General features: G+C 60.3%; 13 protein-coding genes and 2 pseudogenes. 5 read left to right on the forward strand and 10 right to left on the reverse strand.

What is annotated here, in order from left to right; all coding sequences use genetic code 11:
* Positions 1–118: 118 nt before the first annotated feature.
* From yjeM to ACTG2O_RS05545, 4 genes are all read right to left on the reverse strand, one after another.
* Positions 119–1,585 carry a glutamate/gamma-aminobutyrate family transporter YjeM gene (gene yjeM / locus ACTG2O_RS05530; RefSeq protein WP_439975454.1) on the reverse strand — a complete coding sequence of 489 codons (1,467 nt, stop codon included), beginning with the start codon at positions 1,583–1,585 and terminating at the stop codon, positions 119–121.
* A gap of 433 nt (positions 1,586–2,018) precedes the next feature.
* The gene (locus tag ACTG2O_RS05535; RefSeq protein WP_439975455.1) at positions 2,019–2,897 is read right to left on the reverse strand and encodes an EamA family transporter; all 879 of its coding nucleotides are present in this window, start codon (positions 2,895–2,897) and stop codon (positions 2,019–2,021) included.
* Between the two features lie 33 nt (positions 2,898–2,930).
* Positions 2,931–3,851 carry an ABC transporter substrate-binding protein gene (locus ACTG2O_RS05540; protein WP_080771380.1) on the reverse strand — a complete coding sequence of 307 codons (921 nt, stop codon included), beginning with the start codon at positions 3,849–3,851 and terminating at the stop codon, positions 2,931–2,933.
* 120 nt (positions 3,852–3,971) lie between these two features.
* Positions 3,972–5,027 carry a porin gene (locus ACTG2O_RS05545; protein ID WP_042053466.1) on the reverse strand — a complete coding sequence of 352 codons (1,056 nt, stop codon included), beginning with the start codon at positions 5,025–5,027 and terminating at the stop codon, positions 3,972–3,974.
* A 221-nt stretch (positions 5,028–5,248) separates the two neighbouring features.
* Between ACTG2O_RS05545 and glpX the strand changes: the two are divergent.
* Positions 5,249–6,258, forward strand: a pseudogene (gene glpX, locus ACTG2O_RS05550) (class II fructose-bisphosphatase).
* 133 nt (positions 6,259–6,391) lie between these two features.
* Positions 6,392–6,643 carry a YkgJ family cysteine cluster protein gene (locus ACTG2O_RS05555; RefSeq protein ID WP_219595367.1) on the forward strand — a complete coding sequence of 84 codons (252 nt, stop codon included), beginning with the start codon at positions 6,392–6,394 and terminating at the stop codon, positions 6,641–6,643.
* Between the two features lie 70 nt (positions 6,644–6,713).
* Here ACTG2O_RS05555 and ACTG2O_RS05560 read toward each other — a convergent pair whose 3' ends face one another.
* From ACTG2O_RS05560 to hemC, 4 genes are read right to left on the reverse strand one after another with little or no spacing between them, the layout of a single operon-like run.
* The gene (locus ACTG2O_RS05560; RefSeq protein WP_439975456.1) at positions 6,714–7,877 is read right to left on the reverse strand and encodes a heme biosynthesis HemY N-terminal domain-containing protein; all 1,164 of its coding nucleotides are present in this window, start codon (positions 7,875–7,877) and stop codon (positions 6,714–6,716) included.
* A 10-nt stretch (positions 7,878–7,887) separates the two neighbouring features.
* Entirely contained in the window at positions 7,888–8,937 is a 1,050-nt protein-coding gene (locus tag ACTG2O_RS05565) for a uroporphyrinogen-III C-methyltransferase (RefSeq protein WP_439975457.1), read from the reverse strand.
* On the reverse strand, positions 8,934–9,668 hold the full coding sequence (locus ACTG2O_RS05570) for a uroporphyrinogen-III synthase (RefSeq protein WP_439975458.1): 735 nt from the start codon (positions 9,666–9,668) through the stop codon (positions 8,934–8,936). Before ACTG2O_RS05570 ends, ACTG2O_RS05565 begins: the two co-directional genes overlap by 4 nt.
* Entirely contained in the window at positions 9,665–10,594 is a 930-nt protein-coding gene (gene hemC / locus ACTG2O_RS05575) for a hydroxymethylbilane synthase (protein ID WP_162628450.1), read from the reverse strand. Before hemC ends, ACTG2O_RS05570 begins: the two co-directional genes overlap by 4 nt.
* Before the next feature lie 323 nt (positions 10,595–10,917).
* On the opposite strand from hemC, the gene ACTG2O_RS05580 reads away from it, so the two are divergent.
* Positions 10,918–13,437, forward strand: coding sequence for a class I adenylate cyclase (locus ACTG2O_RS05580; RefSeq protein ID WP_040068794.1), 2,520 nt, complete (start codon positions 10,918–10,920; stop codon positions 13,435–13,437).
* A gap of 66 nt (positions 13,438–13,503) precedes the next feature.
* Here the strand turns inward: ACTG2O_RS05580 and ACTG2O_RS05585 are convergent, their stop codons facing one another.
* Positions 13,504–14,157, reverse strand: a complete 654-nt coding sequence (locus ACTG2O_RS05585) for an alpha/beta hydrolase (protein WP_043821855.1) — start codon at positions 14,155–14,157, stop codon at positions 13,504–13,506.
* On the reverse strand, positions 14,154–14,468 hold the full coding sequence (gene cyaY, locus ACTG2O_RS05590) for an iron donor protein CyaY (RefSeq protein WP_019444859.1): 315 nt from the start codon (positions 14,466–14,468) through the stop codon (positions 14,154–14,156). Before cyaY ends, ACTG2O_RS05585 begins: the two co-directional genes overlap by 4 nt.
* A gap of 73 nt (positions 14,469–14,541) precedes the next feature.
* Between cyaY and lptM the strand changes: the two genes are divergently transcribed.
* Together lptM and lysA are read left to right on the forward strand one after the other, a co-directional pair.
* The gene (gene lptM, locus ACTG2O_RS05595) at positions 14,542–14,718 is read left to right on the forward strand and encodes an LPS translocon maturation chaperone LptM (protein WP_019444858.1); all 177 of its coding nucleotides are present in this window, start codon (positions 14,542–14,544) and stop codon (positions 14,716–14,718) included.
* 32 nt (positions 14,719–14,750) lie between these two features.
* A pseudogene (lysA, locus tag ACTG2O_RS05600) lies at positions 14,751–16,000 on the forward strand (diaminopimelate decarboxylase).
* Positions 16,001–16,034: the final 34 nt, after the last annotated feature.

Genomic DNA, 16,034 nt, shown 5'->3' on the forward strand with positions numbered 1-16,034 from the left:
CTCCATAGAGTCTTTTCTTACATTGAAACTATGGACTGGTCGTGATGGCGAGCGGAAGCCGGCACTAAAAAAATCGGGACCAGAACAGTCCCGATTGGCATGGAGCATTGCTTGCCGTTTAGTGGGCATCTTCCTGCTTTATCTTGAAGCGCATGGCGATCACCACGAACAGCAGCGGGCCAATGATGGTCCAGACGCCGGTGGAGATATCGCCGGAGATAAAGGGGGCGACCACGGTAAAGACGTTGCCGAAGGCGACCAGGATCAGGCTGATGATGGTGGCCAGCAGTACCGAGCCCGAGCTCTTGAAGAAGATCAGATCCTTGTCCAGCGCCGGGTTGTTGCGATAGCGATACCAGGCGTAGATGAGGAACATGTAGGGCAGGGTCATGCCGACGTTGGTCATGGTGATGATCAGCTCATAGAGGGCGGCGGCCCCTTCCGGGTTGATCAGGGTAAAGATGGACTTGGCGGCAATGAACAGACAGACCACCCAGGCTTGCACCTTGAGGGCTTCAATGCGCACGCCATTCTCGTTCTCGCGTTGGAAACGCTCCGGCCAGAAGTAACTCGGGGTGCCGGTGATGAACTGGCGCAGTGGCGCGTATGAGAGGGCGATAAAGGCACCCAGATAGCTCAGGAACATGCCAAGGCCAGCAAAGCGCATGAACACCTGTCCCAGCCACTCGCCACCGAGATGGCGCCCCAGCTCCAGCATGATGATGAAGAGGGCGGAGAGAGAGGTGATCCCCTCGGCCGGGAAGTCGCTCCAGCGCATGATTGAGCCGACCGCCAGAAAGCCGATGATGTAGCAGAGTACGATGAAGGCGCCGGAGAGGAAGATGCCGCGCTTGAGGTCACGCTCGGGATCTTCCAGCTCGTCAGCCACCCCGGCCATCGCCTCGACCCCGCCGTAGGCGAAGATGGCGAACACCATAAAGCCGAGGAAGGGGATGATGTCGTTGAAAGCGGCATTGGGAGACGCCGTCAGCGATGCCTGGGTGAAGGGCTCCTGCAGAGTCATGCCGCTCACCGCGAAGGTGAAGACGCCACCGACCAGCAGCAACACGTTGAGTGCCACCACTGAGAGGCCGCCGATGGCCGCCACTTTGGCGAAGCGGGCGCTGCCCAGAGTGATGAGCTTGGTGACGGTGGCAACCAGCGCGATGGCGACCACTCCCAGAATAAAGGGGCCGAAGTCGATAGCGGTGCCCAGGGTGACCGGGATGACGGTGATGTCGCGGCCAAACAGCATGAAGGAGAGGGGCACCCACATGGAGAGCGCCTTGCCAAACATCCAGATGACGTAGGAGGCGAACCACATGGTCAGACCGATAAAGGCGAATCGGGTCGAGACCGAGTGGCGCATCCAGGTAAAGATACCGCCCGCCTCTTTGCGAAAGCCGGTACCAAACTCAATCATCATCAAAATGAACGGGATGAAGAAAAACAGACCGCCGATCACGAACATCGGAATGGCGGCATATCCCATTCGGTAAAAACCGATCCCGATATTAGTGACGCCAAATACCGATGTTAATATCATCAATATAAAGGCGCCCAACTTCAGCTTTTTTGCCGACATATTAAAAACTCCCTGATGGTGCTGGATTTAAAATAATCAAAAATTAAACAGACGAAACCGGACCCATTAATAACGCGGTAGCGCCATGCCATCCTGCTGTGGCGGGCGCGATCGGGTCATCTCTGACCGGGCTGGCTTACCCGTCAGGCGGTCAATGAATGTATGGCGGAGCGGCATGGTCTGTGCCATGCGCGGTATTGGTCAGCGTTGCCGAAAATTAACTGTGAACGATTTTATCATTAATGCTGCTTGGCAGGTAAGTTTCCCGAATGAAGCTGTGGTTGAAATAAACAGACCTGCCAGTTAATTGATACGTTGCGGATGTAAACATTTACGCCTGGGCTGACACTTATTTCCATTATTGGTATTCGGCATATTTGGCGGAGTGAATACGCTATCCTGCCTGATAAATACGCCCCAATGGCGACAGCGCTTATCCTCCCAGCCGGGTCAGCAGCACGCCGCCGGTAATAATGGCCGCCGCCGTCAGCCGCATGCGCCCGAGCGGCTCTTTCAGCAGCCAGACCGAGAGCAGCATGGCAAACAGCACACTGCTTTCGCGCAGAGCCGCGACCACGCCAATGGGGGCTTGGGTCATGGCCCAGATAACAATCCCGTAGGCGAGCAGTGACATGGCACCTCCTGCCATTCCCGCCATAGCATGGCGACGGATCTGGCGCCATGCGTTGCGTTTCTGGTTGACGAGCAGCACCAGCAGCATCGCCAGCCCGGTGCAGGCAAAGAGCCAGAGGGTGTAGCGTACCGGTTCACCCCCTGCGCGGGCGCCGGCTCCATCCGAGAGGGTATAGGTCGCCGTGAACATGGCCGTGATCAGTGCTGCCCGAACCGCTTTGCTGGCAAGGCGCTGCTGCCCACCTCGCCAGGCCATCAGCAAGACCCCCATGATCAGCACGCAGGCGCCGATGATGCCGCCGTAACCGGGGTAGTCCCCCAGCAATATGGCACTTAACGCCATGGCGAGCAGCGGGGCACTGCCACGGGCCAGCGGATAGATCTGGCCAAAATCGCCCTGATTGTAGGCATGACTGAGAAACAGGCAGTAACCGATATGGAGCAGGACTGAGAGGCCGAGCCAGGGCAGCTCGGCAGCAGAGGGAAGCCCCATGGGCAGCAGCGCCATGGCGGCGATAAGCCCTGAGAAGATCGCCACCAGTGACACGCCCACCAGCCGCTCTTCGCCAATTTTGACTAGCGCATTCCAGCTGGCGTGAAGCAGGGCTGCCAGCAGAACGGCAAAAAAGACGGTGGTGCTCATGGGAAAGGACTCTCGGGCGATGGGGGTCAACAGCATACCCGCCCGGAGCCTGATTGGCCGAGATCTTTATCAAGGCTTCGGCTTTGCGGGGCTCTCCTCCTGCGTGGTGGCGTTACCCAGCTGCCCCAGCACCAGTTTGGGATGGGGGTCGGTCTGCAGCGGAATATCCTGCAACTCTGTTCCCTGCTGATGGCGATGGATGATCCCGGCGGCCATCTTGCCCAGCGCCTCGTAGCTGCTGATGGTGCCAACGCTGCAGCCGTGTTCGACGAACAGCTCGGCGCTGCAGATGGTAGGGATGGCAGCTTCGTTGAGTGCATTCAGCAAACGGGGGGCGATGGAGAGCAGATAGCTGTCTGCGGCCAGAAAGACGATGTCGTTTTTGGCATCCTGTTGCAGCCGCTTCAGTTCGTTGTCCAGCCGCCGTGGGTCAGGGGCCATTCGCCAAGTGACCATCTGCCACTGATAGCGTTTCGCTTCATTGAGCAACATATCGGCCACCAGCAGGGTGTTCTGCTCACGGGGGTTGAAGGGTAGCAGCAGCCGTTTGCCGGTGGCCAGATGCTCGCTGGCGTTAGCCAGTTGCAGTGCCATCGGCACCATGTTGCTTACCCCGGCCACCATGCTGTTCTGGGCTTTGTCTTCCGAGAGGATGTCTGCCCCGACCGGATCGGATACCACGTTGAAGATCAGTGGCTTGCGGTTGGCCACCAGACTCTTGGTCATGGTGGTTGCGGTGGTGCCAAAGGTGTAGATGTAGTCGTATTCGGCCAGTTTCGGCAGCATCTGCTGGCGCAGCATGGTTGCCAGCGCCGTACGATCCTGATCGGCGTTATAGGTGGTGATGGTGGCCTGATAGCCAAGGCGGGTCAGCTCTGCCCGAAAGCCCGCTTCGGCTGCGGTTTCACCGCGCCACAGCACCATGGCGATAGAGAGGGCGTGAGCGGGAAGAGCCAGCAGCAACAGCAGGACGAAAGGCAGCCTGACCATAATCATCTCTCCGGCGATACATCTACTGTTGAGCCTAGGCTACTTTATCCGGTCGTGAACGACGCCCAGCAAAAAGCGCGATGGCAAGCCATCGCGCTTTGGGGATCCGCAAAACCTCGATTAGAAGTCGTAGCGGGCAGCCAGCTGGAAGTCATCCTTGACGTTGAGCTTGCCGCTCTCCTTGCTGTCCAGATTGTTGATGCGGTACTCGCCAATCACCCGCAGGTTCTTGTTGAATTTGTACTGGGCACCCAGGGTGTAGTAATCCACGTTGTCTTTCTTGATACCAGTCTTGTCCTGCTCCTGTTTGTTCCACAGGGCCATCAGACCGAAGCCGTTCTCGAAGTTGTAGCCCAGCGCGGCTTCCCAACCGGTGTGATCGGTGCCGGTCGCCAGGAAGTCGCTGCCATCGGCATAGCTCAGGGCGGCGTAGGCAGCCTTGTTGTCGAACTTGGCAGAGATCAGCCACAGCTTGGCATCTTCTTCACCGCTCTTGTCGCGGATACCGACGTTGTAGGCGGTACCCAGTGACAGGTTGAACGGGAAGGTGTAGGCCACGGCAGCACCGTAAGCGGCGTCGCTATCCTTGCTAGTGGTCTCTTCAGTGTCACCACCGTCGAACTTGTAGCTGGTGTCGAGCTGGAAGCCATTGAACAGGCCGGAGTATTTCAGCACGGAACCGGCGCGGTTGGTGGCGAAGGTGTCGGTCTTGGCGCCCAGCGCTTCGTTGCCGTAGCCGTCGGAGAGGGAGACATCAGTCCAGTCGGCCAGGAAACCCGGGGCCCCTTTCTGGCGACCGAAGGTCACGGTGCCCCAGTCAGCGCCGACACCGGCGAACGCCAGACGGGTGCGCAGGTTGTCGGAGTTCTCGCTGATGGTCTTCTCGCTGTCATTGATATACATCTGTACTTCGTACTGAGCCAGCGCCTTCAGGCCGCTCTGGATCTGGGTCTCGGCCTTGGCGCCGAAACGGACAAACTGGTTGGCACCCTGTTTGTCGCTGTATTCGCTTTTCGGTTTGCCGCTGGCATCCAGTTCCTTCTTGTCACCAAAGAAGTGGCCAGCGTAGATACGGCCATAGAGATCCAGCATGGAGGTGTCATTTTTGTACACTTCAACGGCTTGAGCCTGGAAGGCTGCGGTGAGAGCCAGTGCCACTACAGTCAGCTTTTTCATCGTAATCCCTTGTGGTGTTGCAAGCTTTTGTTTTGAAAACGGGGTCATGCTAGGCAGCAGGGATGACAGCGGGGTGACAGTTGGATGAAGAGTCGATGGCAATTGGGTTGCAATTGGATGAATTGGCTACATTCTTGCTCGCAGCGGCTACTTTTGTGCGCAAAGGTTTGCCCTTGTGGTAGAATGCCGCCCGTTTTCGAGCTCCATAGGTTGGATATGCGATGAGACGTGAACTGGCAATCGAGTTTTCCCGAGTGACGGAAGCGGCTGCACTGGCTGGCTACAAGTGGCTCGGACGTGGTGACAAGAATATCGCTGATGGGGCGGCCGTAGCGGCCATGCGCCACATTCTCAACCAGATCGAGATCGATGGTGAGATTGTGATCGGCGAAGGTGAAATTGATGAAGCGCCGATGCTCTATATCGGCGAGAAGGTCGGTACCGGACACGGCGACGCGGTGGATATCGCGTCGATCCCATCGAGGGTACCCGCATGACTGCCATGGGTCAGGCCAATGCGCTGGCCGTGCTGGCGGTGGGCGACAAGGGTTCTTTCCTGAAAGCGCCTGACATGTACATGGAAAAGCTGATCGTCGGGCCCAAGGCCAAAGGCGCCATCGACCTGGATCAGGCTCTCGAGCTGAACCTGAAGTCCGTGGCCAAGGCGCTGGGCAAGCCGCTCTCCCGTCTGACAGTCATTACCCTGGCCAAGCCGCGTCATGACAAGGCAATCAAGGAGATGCAGGGTCTGGGCGTGCGGGTGTTCGCCATTCCTGATGGTGACGTTGCCGCCTCCATCCTCACCTGTCTGCCGGACAGCGAAGTCGACATGCTGTATGGCATCGGCGGCGCACCGGAAGGGGTGATCTCCGCGGCGGTGATCCGTGCGCTGGATGGTGACATGCAGGCCCGTCTGGTGCCGCGTCACCGCGTCAAGGGCGACAGCCCGGAAGTGCGTACGCTGGGCGAGCAGGAAATTGCCCGCTGCGAAGCGCTGGGCATCGATGTCAACAAGGTGCTCAAGCTGGAAGACATGGCGAAGAATGACAACGTCATCTTCTCCGCCACCGGCATCACCAAGGGTGATCTGCTGGATGGCATCACCAGCGATGGCGTGATGGCGACCACCGAGACTCTGTTGATCCGTGGTAAATCCCGTACCATTCGTCGTATCAAGTCGATCCATTACCTGGAACGCAAAGACAGCGTGGTACGCGACATCATCCTGTGATGATGGCTCGCTGAACCGGCTGTGTTGTCTGAAGCCCGATCGCCCGTGCGGTCGGGCTTTTCTTGTGCGCCAGCTACGTTTGTGCCGCCGCTTCGGCTATGGTGGCTCAGACCGTCCCAAAGGAGTGGAGTCTATGGAGTGTCGTAGCGGCTGCGCAGCCTGTTGCATCGCCCCCAGTATCAGCAGTGCCATTCCCGGTATGCCAGATGGCAAACCGGCTGGCGTCCCCTGTATCCAGCTCGATAGCGTCCTTGGCTGCAAGATCTTCGGTCAACCGGAGCGGCCGGCGGTGTGCGGCGGTTTCCGCCCCATGATGGATGTGTGCGGCAGCCACCGTGCCGAGGCCATCTGGCTGATCGGCGAGCTGGAGCGGCTCACCACCTGACGAGGGCAGGGCGAAGAGATAAAAAAAGAGGCCGCATCATGCGGCCTCTCGCGTTTCTGTTTGCCGGGGATCAGATCCCCGCCAGCTCCAGTGCCTGACGATAGTACTCGTTGGCCTTGTTGGTGAGGCGGCGTTTGTCCATCAGCTGGCCGAGAGCGTGATAGGCGGCGGCGCTCGGCGCCCGCTCCACCTCCTGTTCCAGCAGCTTCTGGGCATCGTCCAGTTGACCTGCCAGCAGATAGAGCTGGGCCAGTGCGGTGTCCACTTCCGGTTGTCCCTGCTGTTTTTGCAGCAGCGCCAGCAGCGGCTGGTAACTGTCGAGTTTCAGCTTGGGCAGGCGAGCCAGCAACTGGGGCATCGGCTGTTTGCGCAGCGCCTCCTGCCACAGGGTGGCAGCCTCGCTGTCAGCACCCAGCTGGCGCAGCAGATCGCCGTAGCAGGCCAGCAGTTCTGGCTCGAGGCGCAGCTTGCGCGGCAGATCCTGCCATACCGCTTTGAGGGTCTCGAGGCTGCCGGCAGCCTGTTGCAGGCGGCCACACCAAGCCTGTTGCAGCAGATCTTCTTCCTGTTTCGGGGTCAGCTTGCCCACCTTGTGCAGCGCCGGGATCAGGTCGCACAGGGCGCTCCAGTCCTGACGGGCCAGATGCACCTGGCGCAGCTGATCCAGCACCATGGGGTGGCGCGGGTTGAGGGCGTAGACCGACTCCAGCATCGCCAGCGCGGTATCGTACTGGCCCTGCTCGATCTGCAGCTGGGTCTGGGTCAGGGTGAGCGCCAGCTCTGCCTTGGGGTTCTCCTCCTGCGCTTTTTGCAGGTATTGATCCCGGCGGGCGTCGTCACCACGGGCCTGTGCCGCCTTGGCGGCGCTCAGGTAGTTGAGCAGCGGGGTGTCGCTGTTGCTGGCCCCCTTGATCATCAGCTTTTCAGCCTGACTGTAGTGCCCTTCGGCCATCGCCAGGGTGGCGGCGATGGTCTGTTGATTGGCCTTGCGGCGGCGGCGCGAGCCGTACCAGCCGAGGGTCTTGCGGCGCAGGCCGAATACCCGTCCCAGCAGCCACTCGACGATCAGCAGGGCTCCGTAGAACAGCACGGCCAGGATCACCGCGCTGGTGACGGAGGATTCGATGGTGTAATTGCCAAGGGCAATCAGCACATAGCCCTTGTTACCGGAGGCTTGCGGGCCAAAGATCAGCCCTGCGACCATCACGGCAACCAGAATGATTATACGGATCATGGTGCCCTCCTCAGCTGCTGGCCAGAATGCGTTGCAGGCGTTCGGTCAGCACTTGCTCCAGCATCGCCTGGGTCTTGAACTGGGCCGGATAGTCGATCTGGATCTGCTCACCCTTGAGCTTGTCGATCTCGCCCTGCATGTAGCGGGTGGCGCTGTTGTCGGTGTCGAAATATTGGGTCAGCCAGCGCTGGGCCTTGTCCAGGCTGTCTTCGTAGAGCGCCTGCTGCTCGCGATAGACGGAGAGCTGGGCCTGCAACAGCTTGGTTTTGAGGTTTTCACGCAGGAAGATCTCCTGCTGCGGCGAGAGCAGCGCCTCGACCGCGCCATCGCGGCGACGGATGGTGACGAAGTTCTCGGTGAACTTGACCCAGTTCTTCTTCAGGTTGCTCTCCCACTCGTCGGGATTGGCGCTGACCGCCTGATCCGGCTCGGCCTTGGCTTCCGGCATGCTGACGGTGGAGAGAGGCAGCAGCTCGATCTGGTCGGACAGCGCAGCCAGTTTGAGGGTCAGCCCCTCGCGGTCGATGCGCGGCATCCCCTTGAGCTTGGCGATATCCTCGGCCAGCGCCTTGCGGATCGGCATCAGGCTGGGGTCGTTGAGGGCGGCGATGCGCTCGTCAGCATTGCCGAGCAGGGTGATGGCGGAGACGAGGTCATGCTCCAGCCACAGTTTGCGGCCCGCCATCCGTACCAGATACTCGGATTCGGCCAGCATCCAGTCGTTGGGGCGCTTGTCATTCAGGTCCAGTACCCGGTTCTGCAGACCCTGCATCTCCCCCTGCAGCCGCTGCTGGGTTTGAGCCAGCGCGGCCAGCTGCTCGGCATCCTTGCTGCTGGTCTGGTCGATCTTGCTCAGGGCGCTCGCCAGCTGTTGCTTGAGCTGGGCCAGTTCGGCCTGCTGGGCCACGGCATTCTTGTGACCGTGCAGATAGAGACCGCCGGTCAGGCCAAGGGCCAGCAGGATGGCGACCCCTCCCAGTACGGCACCGGAGCGGCTCTTGCTGCCATTGACCGCAGCGGTCTGCTGGGGTTTGACCTGGGATTCTTGTTGTTCTGTCATTCCATCTTCCTCAGTTCCAGTGCGGCCGTCAGGGCCTGGTTGGATGCACCTTGGGCAATCGTGATATGGATAAAGCCCGCGGAGTGGGCCATCTCGGCCACGCGCGGGCTGGGGACCACCAGCAGGCGGTCAAAAAGCCAGGGCTGCTGGCTGGTGGGAACCAGCTCCAGCAGGCGTTGCAACAGTTCACCACTGGTAATGAGCAGGCTGTCCAGCCCCGCTGCCTGCCAGTGGCGGGTTAATGTGTCCCCGTCTAGCTCGGGGTAGTAGCGCTCATAGGCCGCACAATAGTGCACCAGAGCACCGCGTGAGGCCAGCGTGCTGGCGATGAGATCCCGCCCGCCATTACCGCGCAGGATCAGTACCCGTTTGCCTGCTACCTGCTGCAGGGCGGGCAGGGCCAGCAGCCCTTCGCTACGCGGGTCATCCGGGCAACTTGCCGTGATGCCGATGGCGGCAAACGCATCTGCGCTGGCCTGACCCACCGCAAAGTACTCAATATGTGGCCAGGTCTGACCAGTTTGCAACAGAAAATCGTGTGCAAAATGAACGGCATGGATGCTGACCGCGATAACGATATCGGCGCTGTGCAACAGGTCGGGCAAGCGGGGGAGTTCACTGCCCGCCACGGTTTCCAGCAGCGGGCAGCAGAGTGGTGCATGGCCGTGCTGGCGCAGCAACTGCACCAGCTCGGCGGCCTGGGCGGCCGGACGCACCACCAGCGGGGTCATGCGCGGTAGACCTCGGCCAGGATCTCGTCGGCACCGGCGGCCAGCAGGCGCTGGGCCAGCTGTTCGCCGAGGGCCTCACCATCGGCCAGCGGACCGCGAATCTCGTCGCGGATCACCTGGGTGCCATCCGGGCTACCCACCAGACCGCGGAGCCAGATCTGCTCGCCTTCGACCAGTGCGTAGGCACCGATAGGCACCTGACATCCCCCTTGCAGGGCGCGATTCATGGCGCGCTCGGTCAGCACCCTGGCGCGGGTCTCGGCGTGCTCCAGCGGCGCCAGCAGAGCGTGCAGCTCAGTATCGTCGAGGCGGCATTCGATGCCGACAGCCCCCTGACCGTTGGCCGGCAGGCTCTGCTCCGGCTCGATAAAGGCGGTGATGCGGTGCGCCATCTCCAGTCGTTTCAGACCGGCGGCGGCGAGGATGATGGCGTCGTACTCACCGGCATCCAGCTTGGCAAGGCGAGTGTTGACGTTGCCGCGCAGATCCCGGATCACCAGATCCGGGCGGGCGGCGCGCAGCTGGCACTGGCGACGCAGGCTGGAGGTGCCGACAACGGCCCCTTGCGGCAGTTCGGCAATGGCCTTGAAACGATTGGAGACGAAGGCATCGCGGGGATCTTCCCGTTCGCAGATGGTGTGCAGGCCGAGCCCCTCGGGGAACTCCACCGGAACGTCTTTCATGGAGTGAACGGCGATATCGGCCCGCCCTTCCAGCATGGCGGTCTCCAGCTCCTTGACGAACAACCCCTTGCCACCGACCTTGGCCAGCGGGGTATCGAGGATCTTGTCACCCTGAGTGCTCATGGGCACCAGTTCGACCTGCAACTGCGGGTGCAGGGCTTCGAGCCGGTCTTTGACAAAGTTGGCCTGCCACAGGGCCAGCGGGCTCTTGCGAGTGGCAATTTTCAGGGTTCGGGCTGCCATATCAATCAGTTGTTTCATTTTTAGAAGGAAATCGATATTACCACCCTTTGCCCGGGCTTTCATGGCGGAGCCGGCAAAAGCGGGGCCAAGCTCAAAAATGCATGCTGAAAATGATTTTCATTAAGCAAGTGGTGTTGATTAATTCATTGAATGTATTGGAGTTTAATGATTTCCCCTGATACTTGATGTGGTCATACCAGAAATAATCTGACGTTTAGCTGAAGGCTTGTTTACCACCGCTGTTTGCATTGTTAACATGATCACACTTTTTTGACGTATCCCCCTTTTGGTGCGTCATTTTCACTTAGGTGATAGGCAGGGCATTGCAGGAACACATCGATACGCTGGTTGCGCGTTATGACGACATTACCCGTCTCAAGACGCAACGGGCGTTAGGCCTCATGAGTCGCTATGGGCAGCAGGTATTCCAACTGCTGCCTGTCATGCTGCACTTCAATCATCCCCTGCTGCCCGGTTATGTCTCCGGTGATGTCCCTCATGGCATCTGGAGCTTCAGCGCCACCGCCGAACAGCAAGCCTTTATCGATGACCTCTGTCGCAACGCCAACTGCCAGAGCGGTCTTGCCACCCATGATCGGGCCATTCAGGGGCTCTACTCCATGGGCAGCACCTCCTCCATCGGCCAGTGCTGTCACTCCGATCTCGATATCTGGGTCTGCCACGTGGCCGGTTTGTCGCAGGAGCGGCTCGATCTGCTGGAGCTGAAGTGCCAGCAACTCTCCAAGTGGGCCGAACAGCGCGGGGTCGATCTCAACTTCTTCCTGATCCCGGAAGACAAGTTCCGCCAGACCAACGATGCCCAGATGCAGGGGGAGAGCTGCGGCAGTGCCCAGCACCTGCTGTTGCTCGACGAGTTCTACCGCAGTGCCATGCGTATCGCGGGCAAACGCTTGATCTGGTATCTGGTGCCCACCGAGTGTGATGATCACTACGATGAGTATGTGAACGAGCTGTTCGAGAGCGGCAAGCTCAAGCAGGACGACTGGCTCGATCTCGGCAGTTTTGACCGTATTCCGGCCGAAGAGTATTTCGGCTCCGCCCTGTGGCAGCTCTACAAGGGGATCGACTCCCCCTACAAGGCGGTGCTCAAGTCGGTGCTGATGGAAGCCTACTCCCACGAGTATCCCAACACCCGCCTGCTGTCGATGATTGGTCGCGACTGGTTCCAGCACAACGAGGGGATGCACTACCGGCTCGACAACTACTGTCTGATGCTGGACAAGGTGACCAACTACCTCAAGTCCATCGGCGACATGGCGCGGCTCGATCTGGTGCGCCGCTGCTTCTACCTCAAGGTGTGCGACGGTCTCAGCCATCCCAAGGATGATCACTCCCCCGAGTGGCGCCGCGAGCAGATGAGCCAGCTGGTCTCCTACTGGGGCTGGAGTCAGGACAAACTCTATCAACTCGATCATCGCCACGAGTGGAAGATCGAAGAGGTGAAGATCGCTCACGCCGAGCTGCTGGAAGCCCTGATGCAGAGCTACCGCAACCTGATCCAGTTCGCCCGCCGCAACAACATCAGCGAGTCGATCAACCCGGAAGATATCGGCATCCTGTCGCGTAAACTATACGCCGCGTTCGAGAGCCTGCCGGGCAAGGTGCAGCGGGTGAACCTCAAGATCGCGCCGGATCTGAGCGAGCCCGACCTTAGCTTCGTGCAGGTGCCCCACGGTCGCCTCAACCGCGCCGGCTGGTATCTCTACAAACATTCGCTGGAGCCGGTGGACATCATTGGTCGCGCGCCGCTCGAGTTCAACGGCTACATCAGCAAGCTGGTCTCCTGGGCCTACTTCAACGATCTGCTGACCCCCCAGTCGCGGGTGCACCTGTTCAATCAGGGCTCGGATCTGCACATCGACAATCTGCACCAGTTCTGCCGCGATCTCTCCGGCTGCTTCCCCGAGAAGTACCCGCTGGCCACCAACCTGGCGCTCAGCCGACCGTGCGAAATTCGCCAGCTCTCCATCTTCCTCAATCTGGAGATGGACCCGACCAGCCACTGGGTCGGTCAGGTGATCGAATTTGACGCCAATACCGTGGATGTCTTCTCGTTCGGTCGCAATCAGGAGTGTCTGGTCGGTTCGGTGGATCTGGTCTATCGCAACTCCTGGAGCGAGATCCGTACCCTGCACTTCCAGGGGGACGAGGCGGTGGTCGATGCCCTCACCACTATCCTCGGCAAGATGCATCAGGATGCCGCCGCCCCCGAGATGATCGAGGTGTTCTGCTACAGCCAGCACTTCCGCTCTCTGGTGCGCTCCCGCTTCCAGACCCTGGTGGCGGAGTGTATCGACCTGCGCCTTGCCCGCGACAAGCAGCAGCTGGTCAAGACCATGGCCCTTGGCCGCGAGAAGTACGGCATCTTCTTCGAGCGGCGCGGGGTGTCGGTGAAGAAGCTGGAAAACGCCATCGATTTTTACCGTCACATCTCCCACAACAAGCTGGATCACCTGCCGCTGCGGCTCGACAAGACCCACAGCCAGCATCTGCCGAGCATCGTCGATGCCTACGCCAGCGAAGGCTTGGTGCAGTTCTTCTTCGATACCCGGGATGCGGGCACCAACATCTATATCCTCGATGAGGCGAACCGGGTGGAGATCTACCAGCACTTTGCCGGCAACAAGGATGAGCTGGTGGCGGGGGTCAACCGCTTCTACACCTCGAATCACGAGCGGTTCAGCGATGATGGGCAGTTCATCAACTTCAACCTGCCCCAGTACTACGAGATAGTACAAGTGAATGGCGAGCTGGATGTGATCCCCTATCGCAGTCAGGGCACTCTGCGCGAACAGGTGCCGCCCGCTCGAGAAGTGGGCTGACCCGCCAGTTGGAATCGTCATAAAAAACGGCCTGCAGATGCAGGCCGTTTGCTTTACCGGAGAGGCTCAGGCGCCGAGGCGAGCCAGCAGCCAGCTGCGAATGTCGCCCAGCTGCGGGCGGCAGATCTCGTGACGCATCGGGTACTCGTGCCACTCGGGGGCGAGTCCGGCGCTTTCCAGCCGCTTCTTGGCATCCCAACCGAGCGACAGGCTCACCACATCGTCATAGATGCCGTGCATGTAGCAGATGGGCAGGGTGCGAGCGGCCTCGCTCATCTCGCCGAGCAGCTGGTCGGGGGCTGCCAGATAGGTGGACATGCAGAGCAGGCCCGCCAGCGTTGCCTGATAGCGCAGCGCGGTGAAGGAGGCAATCACCCCGCCCTGAGAGAAACCTGCCAGCACGATATGCTCGGGGGCAAACCCGTCGGCCACCAGCTGATCGAGCAATGCGGCAATCTGGTTGGCCGAGTCACGGACATGGGACTCCACGGCCCGCTCGGCGGGATCCTCGAAGCTCTTGATGTCGTACCAGCCGCGCATCTTGTAGCCCATGTTGATGGTGATGGGGCGCTCGGGGGCATCCGGCAACAGGTGACGCACCGGTAGCTCGGCGGGCAGATCCAGCGCCTCCACCAGCGGGGCGAGACCGGCGCCGGAATCACCCAGCCCGTGTAGCCAGATCACCGCATGACGGGCGCCCTGCGGGTGCAGGTCGATCATGGGAACACCACCTCTTCGCCCGCCTGGGCGGTGCAGGATTGGCTCAGCAGCGCCTTGAGCTCGTGGCCGAAGCGGTTGTCGATCCAGGTGTCACCCTGCAGTTCGAAGTGGAAGCCGTTCTCGCGGGTGGCGACCCAAATCTGGTGCAGTGGCTCCTGCTTGTTGATGATGACCTTGGTCTTGTTCTCGAAAGAGAGGGTCAATACGCCGCCGCTGCGTTCGCAGTCGATATCCGGATACCCCTCGTCGAGCGTGTCTTCCACATATTGGAAAAAGGCGTCGGTCAGGGCGTGATACTCGTGATCCTTCATCGGTTTATCCTGTTGCTTTTAACAATGTGAGTGCGATTATAGAGGGCCAAAAATTTTTTCGCAGCGAACCATTATGATCACTCAGTTCACCAAGTGTCTGCTTGCCACTCTTCTGTCCCTCGGGTTGGCCGCGTGCGGTCTGAAGGGGCCGCTCTATATGCCGCCCCCCGAGCAGCCACAGAGCCAGAGTACACCGCAAGCAGCACCGCCTGCGACCACTGAGGCTGCCACCGAGGCCGCGCCGCACTAATGCCGCACCCATTCTAGGAAGGAACCGCCCCCTTGGATCACTTTAACTACGACGCCGCCGGCCAGCTTCAGGCCGAGCAAACCCCGCTGCAACAGCTTGCCGAGCAGTACGGTACCCCGCTTTACGTCTACTCCCGTGCGACCCTCGAGCGCCACTGGCACGCCTTCGACAAGGCCGCTGGCGATATTCCCCATCTGATCTGCTATGCGGTGAAGGCCAACTCTAACCTGGCGCTGCTCAACCTGCTGGCCCGTCTGGGCTCGGGGTTTGACATCGTTCCGGTGGCGAGCTGTCGCGGGTACTGGCGGCGGGCGGTGATCCGGCCAAAGTGGTCTTCTCCGGGGTCGCCAAGAGTGAAGCGGAGATGCGCCTCGCGCTGGATAAAGAGATCCTCTGCTTCAATCTGGAGTCGGAAGCCGAGCTGGAGCGCCTCAATCGGGTGGCGGGCAGCATGGGCAAGAAGGCTCGCGTCTCGGTGCGGGTCAATCCGGATATCGATGCCGGTACTCACCCCTATATATCCACCGGCCTCAAGCAGAACAAGTTCGGCATTCCCATCGAGCTGGCGCCAGCCATCTATCGCAAGGCGGCCACGATGGCGAACATCGAGATCGTCGGGGTGGATTGCCATATCGGCTCGCAACTCACTGAATTGAATCCCTTTATGGAGGCGGCTGACAAGCTGCTGCGGCTGATCGATGGTCTGGCGGCGGAAGGTATTCATATCCACCATCTGGATGTGGGTGGCGGCCTTGGGGTCAACTATGGTTCCGAGCAGCCACCCCATCCGACCGAGTATGCCGAAGCGCTCAAGCAGAAGCTGGCGGGCCGGGATCTGACCCTGCTGTTCGAGCCGGGCCGCGCCATCGTCGCCAATGCCGGCGTGCTGCTGACCCGGGTCGAGTACCTGAAACCGGGCGAAACCCGCAACTTTGCGCTGATCGATGCTGGCATGAACGACATGCTGCGCCCTTCGCTCTACGGCGCCTGGATGAACATCATCGAGGTGGATAGCCGTGCCGGCCATGCTCCCGCGATCTATGACGTGGTGGGCCCGGTGTGCGAGACCGGCGACTTCCTCGGCAAGGAGCGCACCCTGGCCATTGCCGAGGGCTCCCTGCTGGCAGTGCGCTCGGCCGGTGCCTACGGCTTTACCATGTCATCCAACTACAACACCCGTCCGCGCGCAGCTGAAGTGCTGGTGGATGGTGCCGAAGCACATCTGATCCGCGAGCGTGAGCAGTTGGCCGATCTCTGGCGCGGTGAGCACCTGCTGCCCTGATGGTGCAGGCTGGGACAATGATTTCATAACGGTT

Origin of the sequence: Aeromonas sp. 61P, from assembly GCF_051919545.1 — a bacterium.
Taxonomy (GTDB): Bacteria; Pseudomonadota; Gammaproteobacteria; order Enterobacterales; family Aeromonadaceae; genus Aeromonas; species Aeromonas veronii.

Coding starts and splice junctions, on each gene's coding strand:
- lptM (WP_019444858.1), top strand. CDS start 14,542: ATGATCACTCAGTTCACCAAGTGTCTGCTTGCCACTCTTCTGTCCCTC.
- yjeM (WP_439975454.1), bottom strand. CDS start 1,585: ATGTCGGCAAAAAAGCTGAAGTTGGGCGCCTTTATATTGATGATATTA.
- ACTG2O_RS05535 (WP_439975455.1), bottom strand. CDS start 2,897: ATGCTGTTGACCCCCATCGCCCGAGAGTCCTTTCCCATGAGCACCACC.
- ACTG2O_RS05545 (WP_042053466.1), bottom strand. CDS start 5,027: ATGAAAAAGCTGACTGTAGTGGCACTGGCTCTCACCGCAGCCTTCCAG.
- ACTG2O_RS05555 (WP_219595367.1), top strand. CDS start 6,392: ATGGAGTGTCGTAGCGGCTGCGCAGCCTGTTGCATCGCCCCCAGTATC.
- ACTG2O_RS05570 (WP_439975458.1), bottom strand. CDS start 9,668: ATGACCCCGCTGGTGGTGCGTCCGGCCGCCCAGGCCGCCGAGCTGGTG.
- hemC (WP_162628450.1), bottom strand. CDS start 10,594: ATGGCAGCCCGAACCCTGAAAATTGCCACTCGCAAGAGCCCGCTGGCC.
- ACTG2O_RS05540 (WP_080771380.1), bottom strand. CDS start 3,851: ATGGTCAGGCTGCCTTTCGTCCTGCTGTTGCTGCTGGCTCTTCCCGCT.
- ACTG2O_RS05565 (WP_439975457.1), bottom strand. CDS start 8,937: ATGACAGAACAACAAGAATCCCAGGTCAAACCCCAGCAGACCGCTGCG.
- ACTG2O_RS05585 (WP_043821855.1), bottom strand. CDS start 14,157: ATGATCGACCTGCACCCGCAGGGCGCCCGTCATGCGGTGATCTGGCTA.
- ACTG2O_RS05560 (WP_439975456.1), bottom strand. CDS start 7,877: ATGATCCGTATAATCATTCTGGTTGCCGTGATGGTCGCAGGGCTGATC.
- cyaY (WP_019444859.1), bottom strand. CDS start 14,468: ATGAAGGATCACGAGTATCACGCCCTGACCGACGCCTTTTTCCAATAT.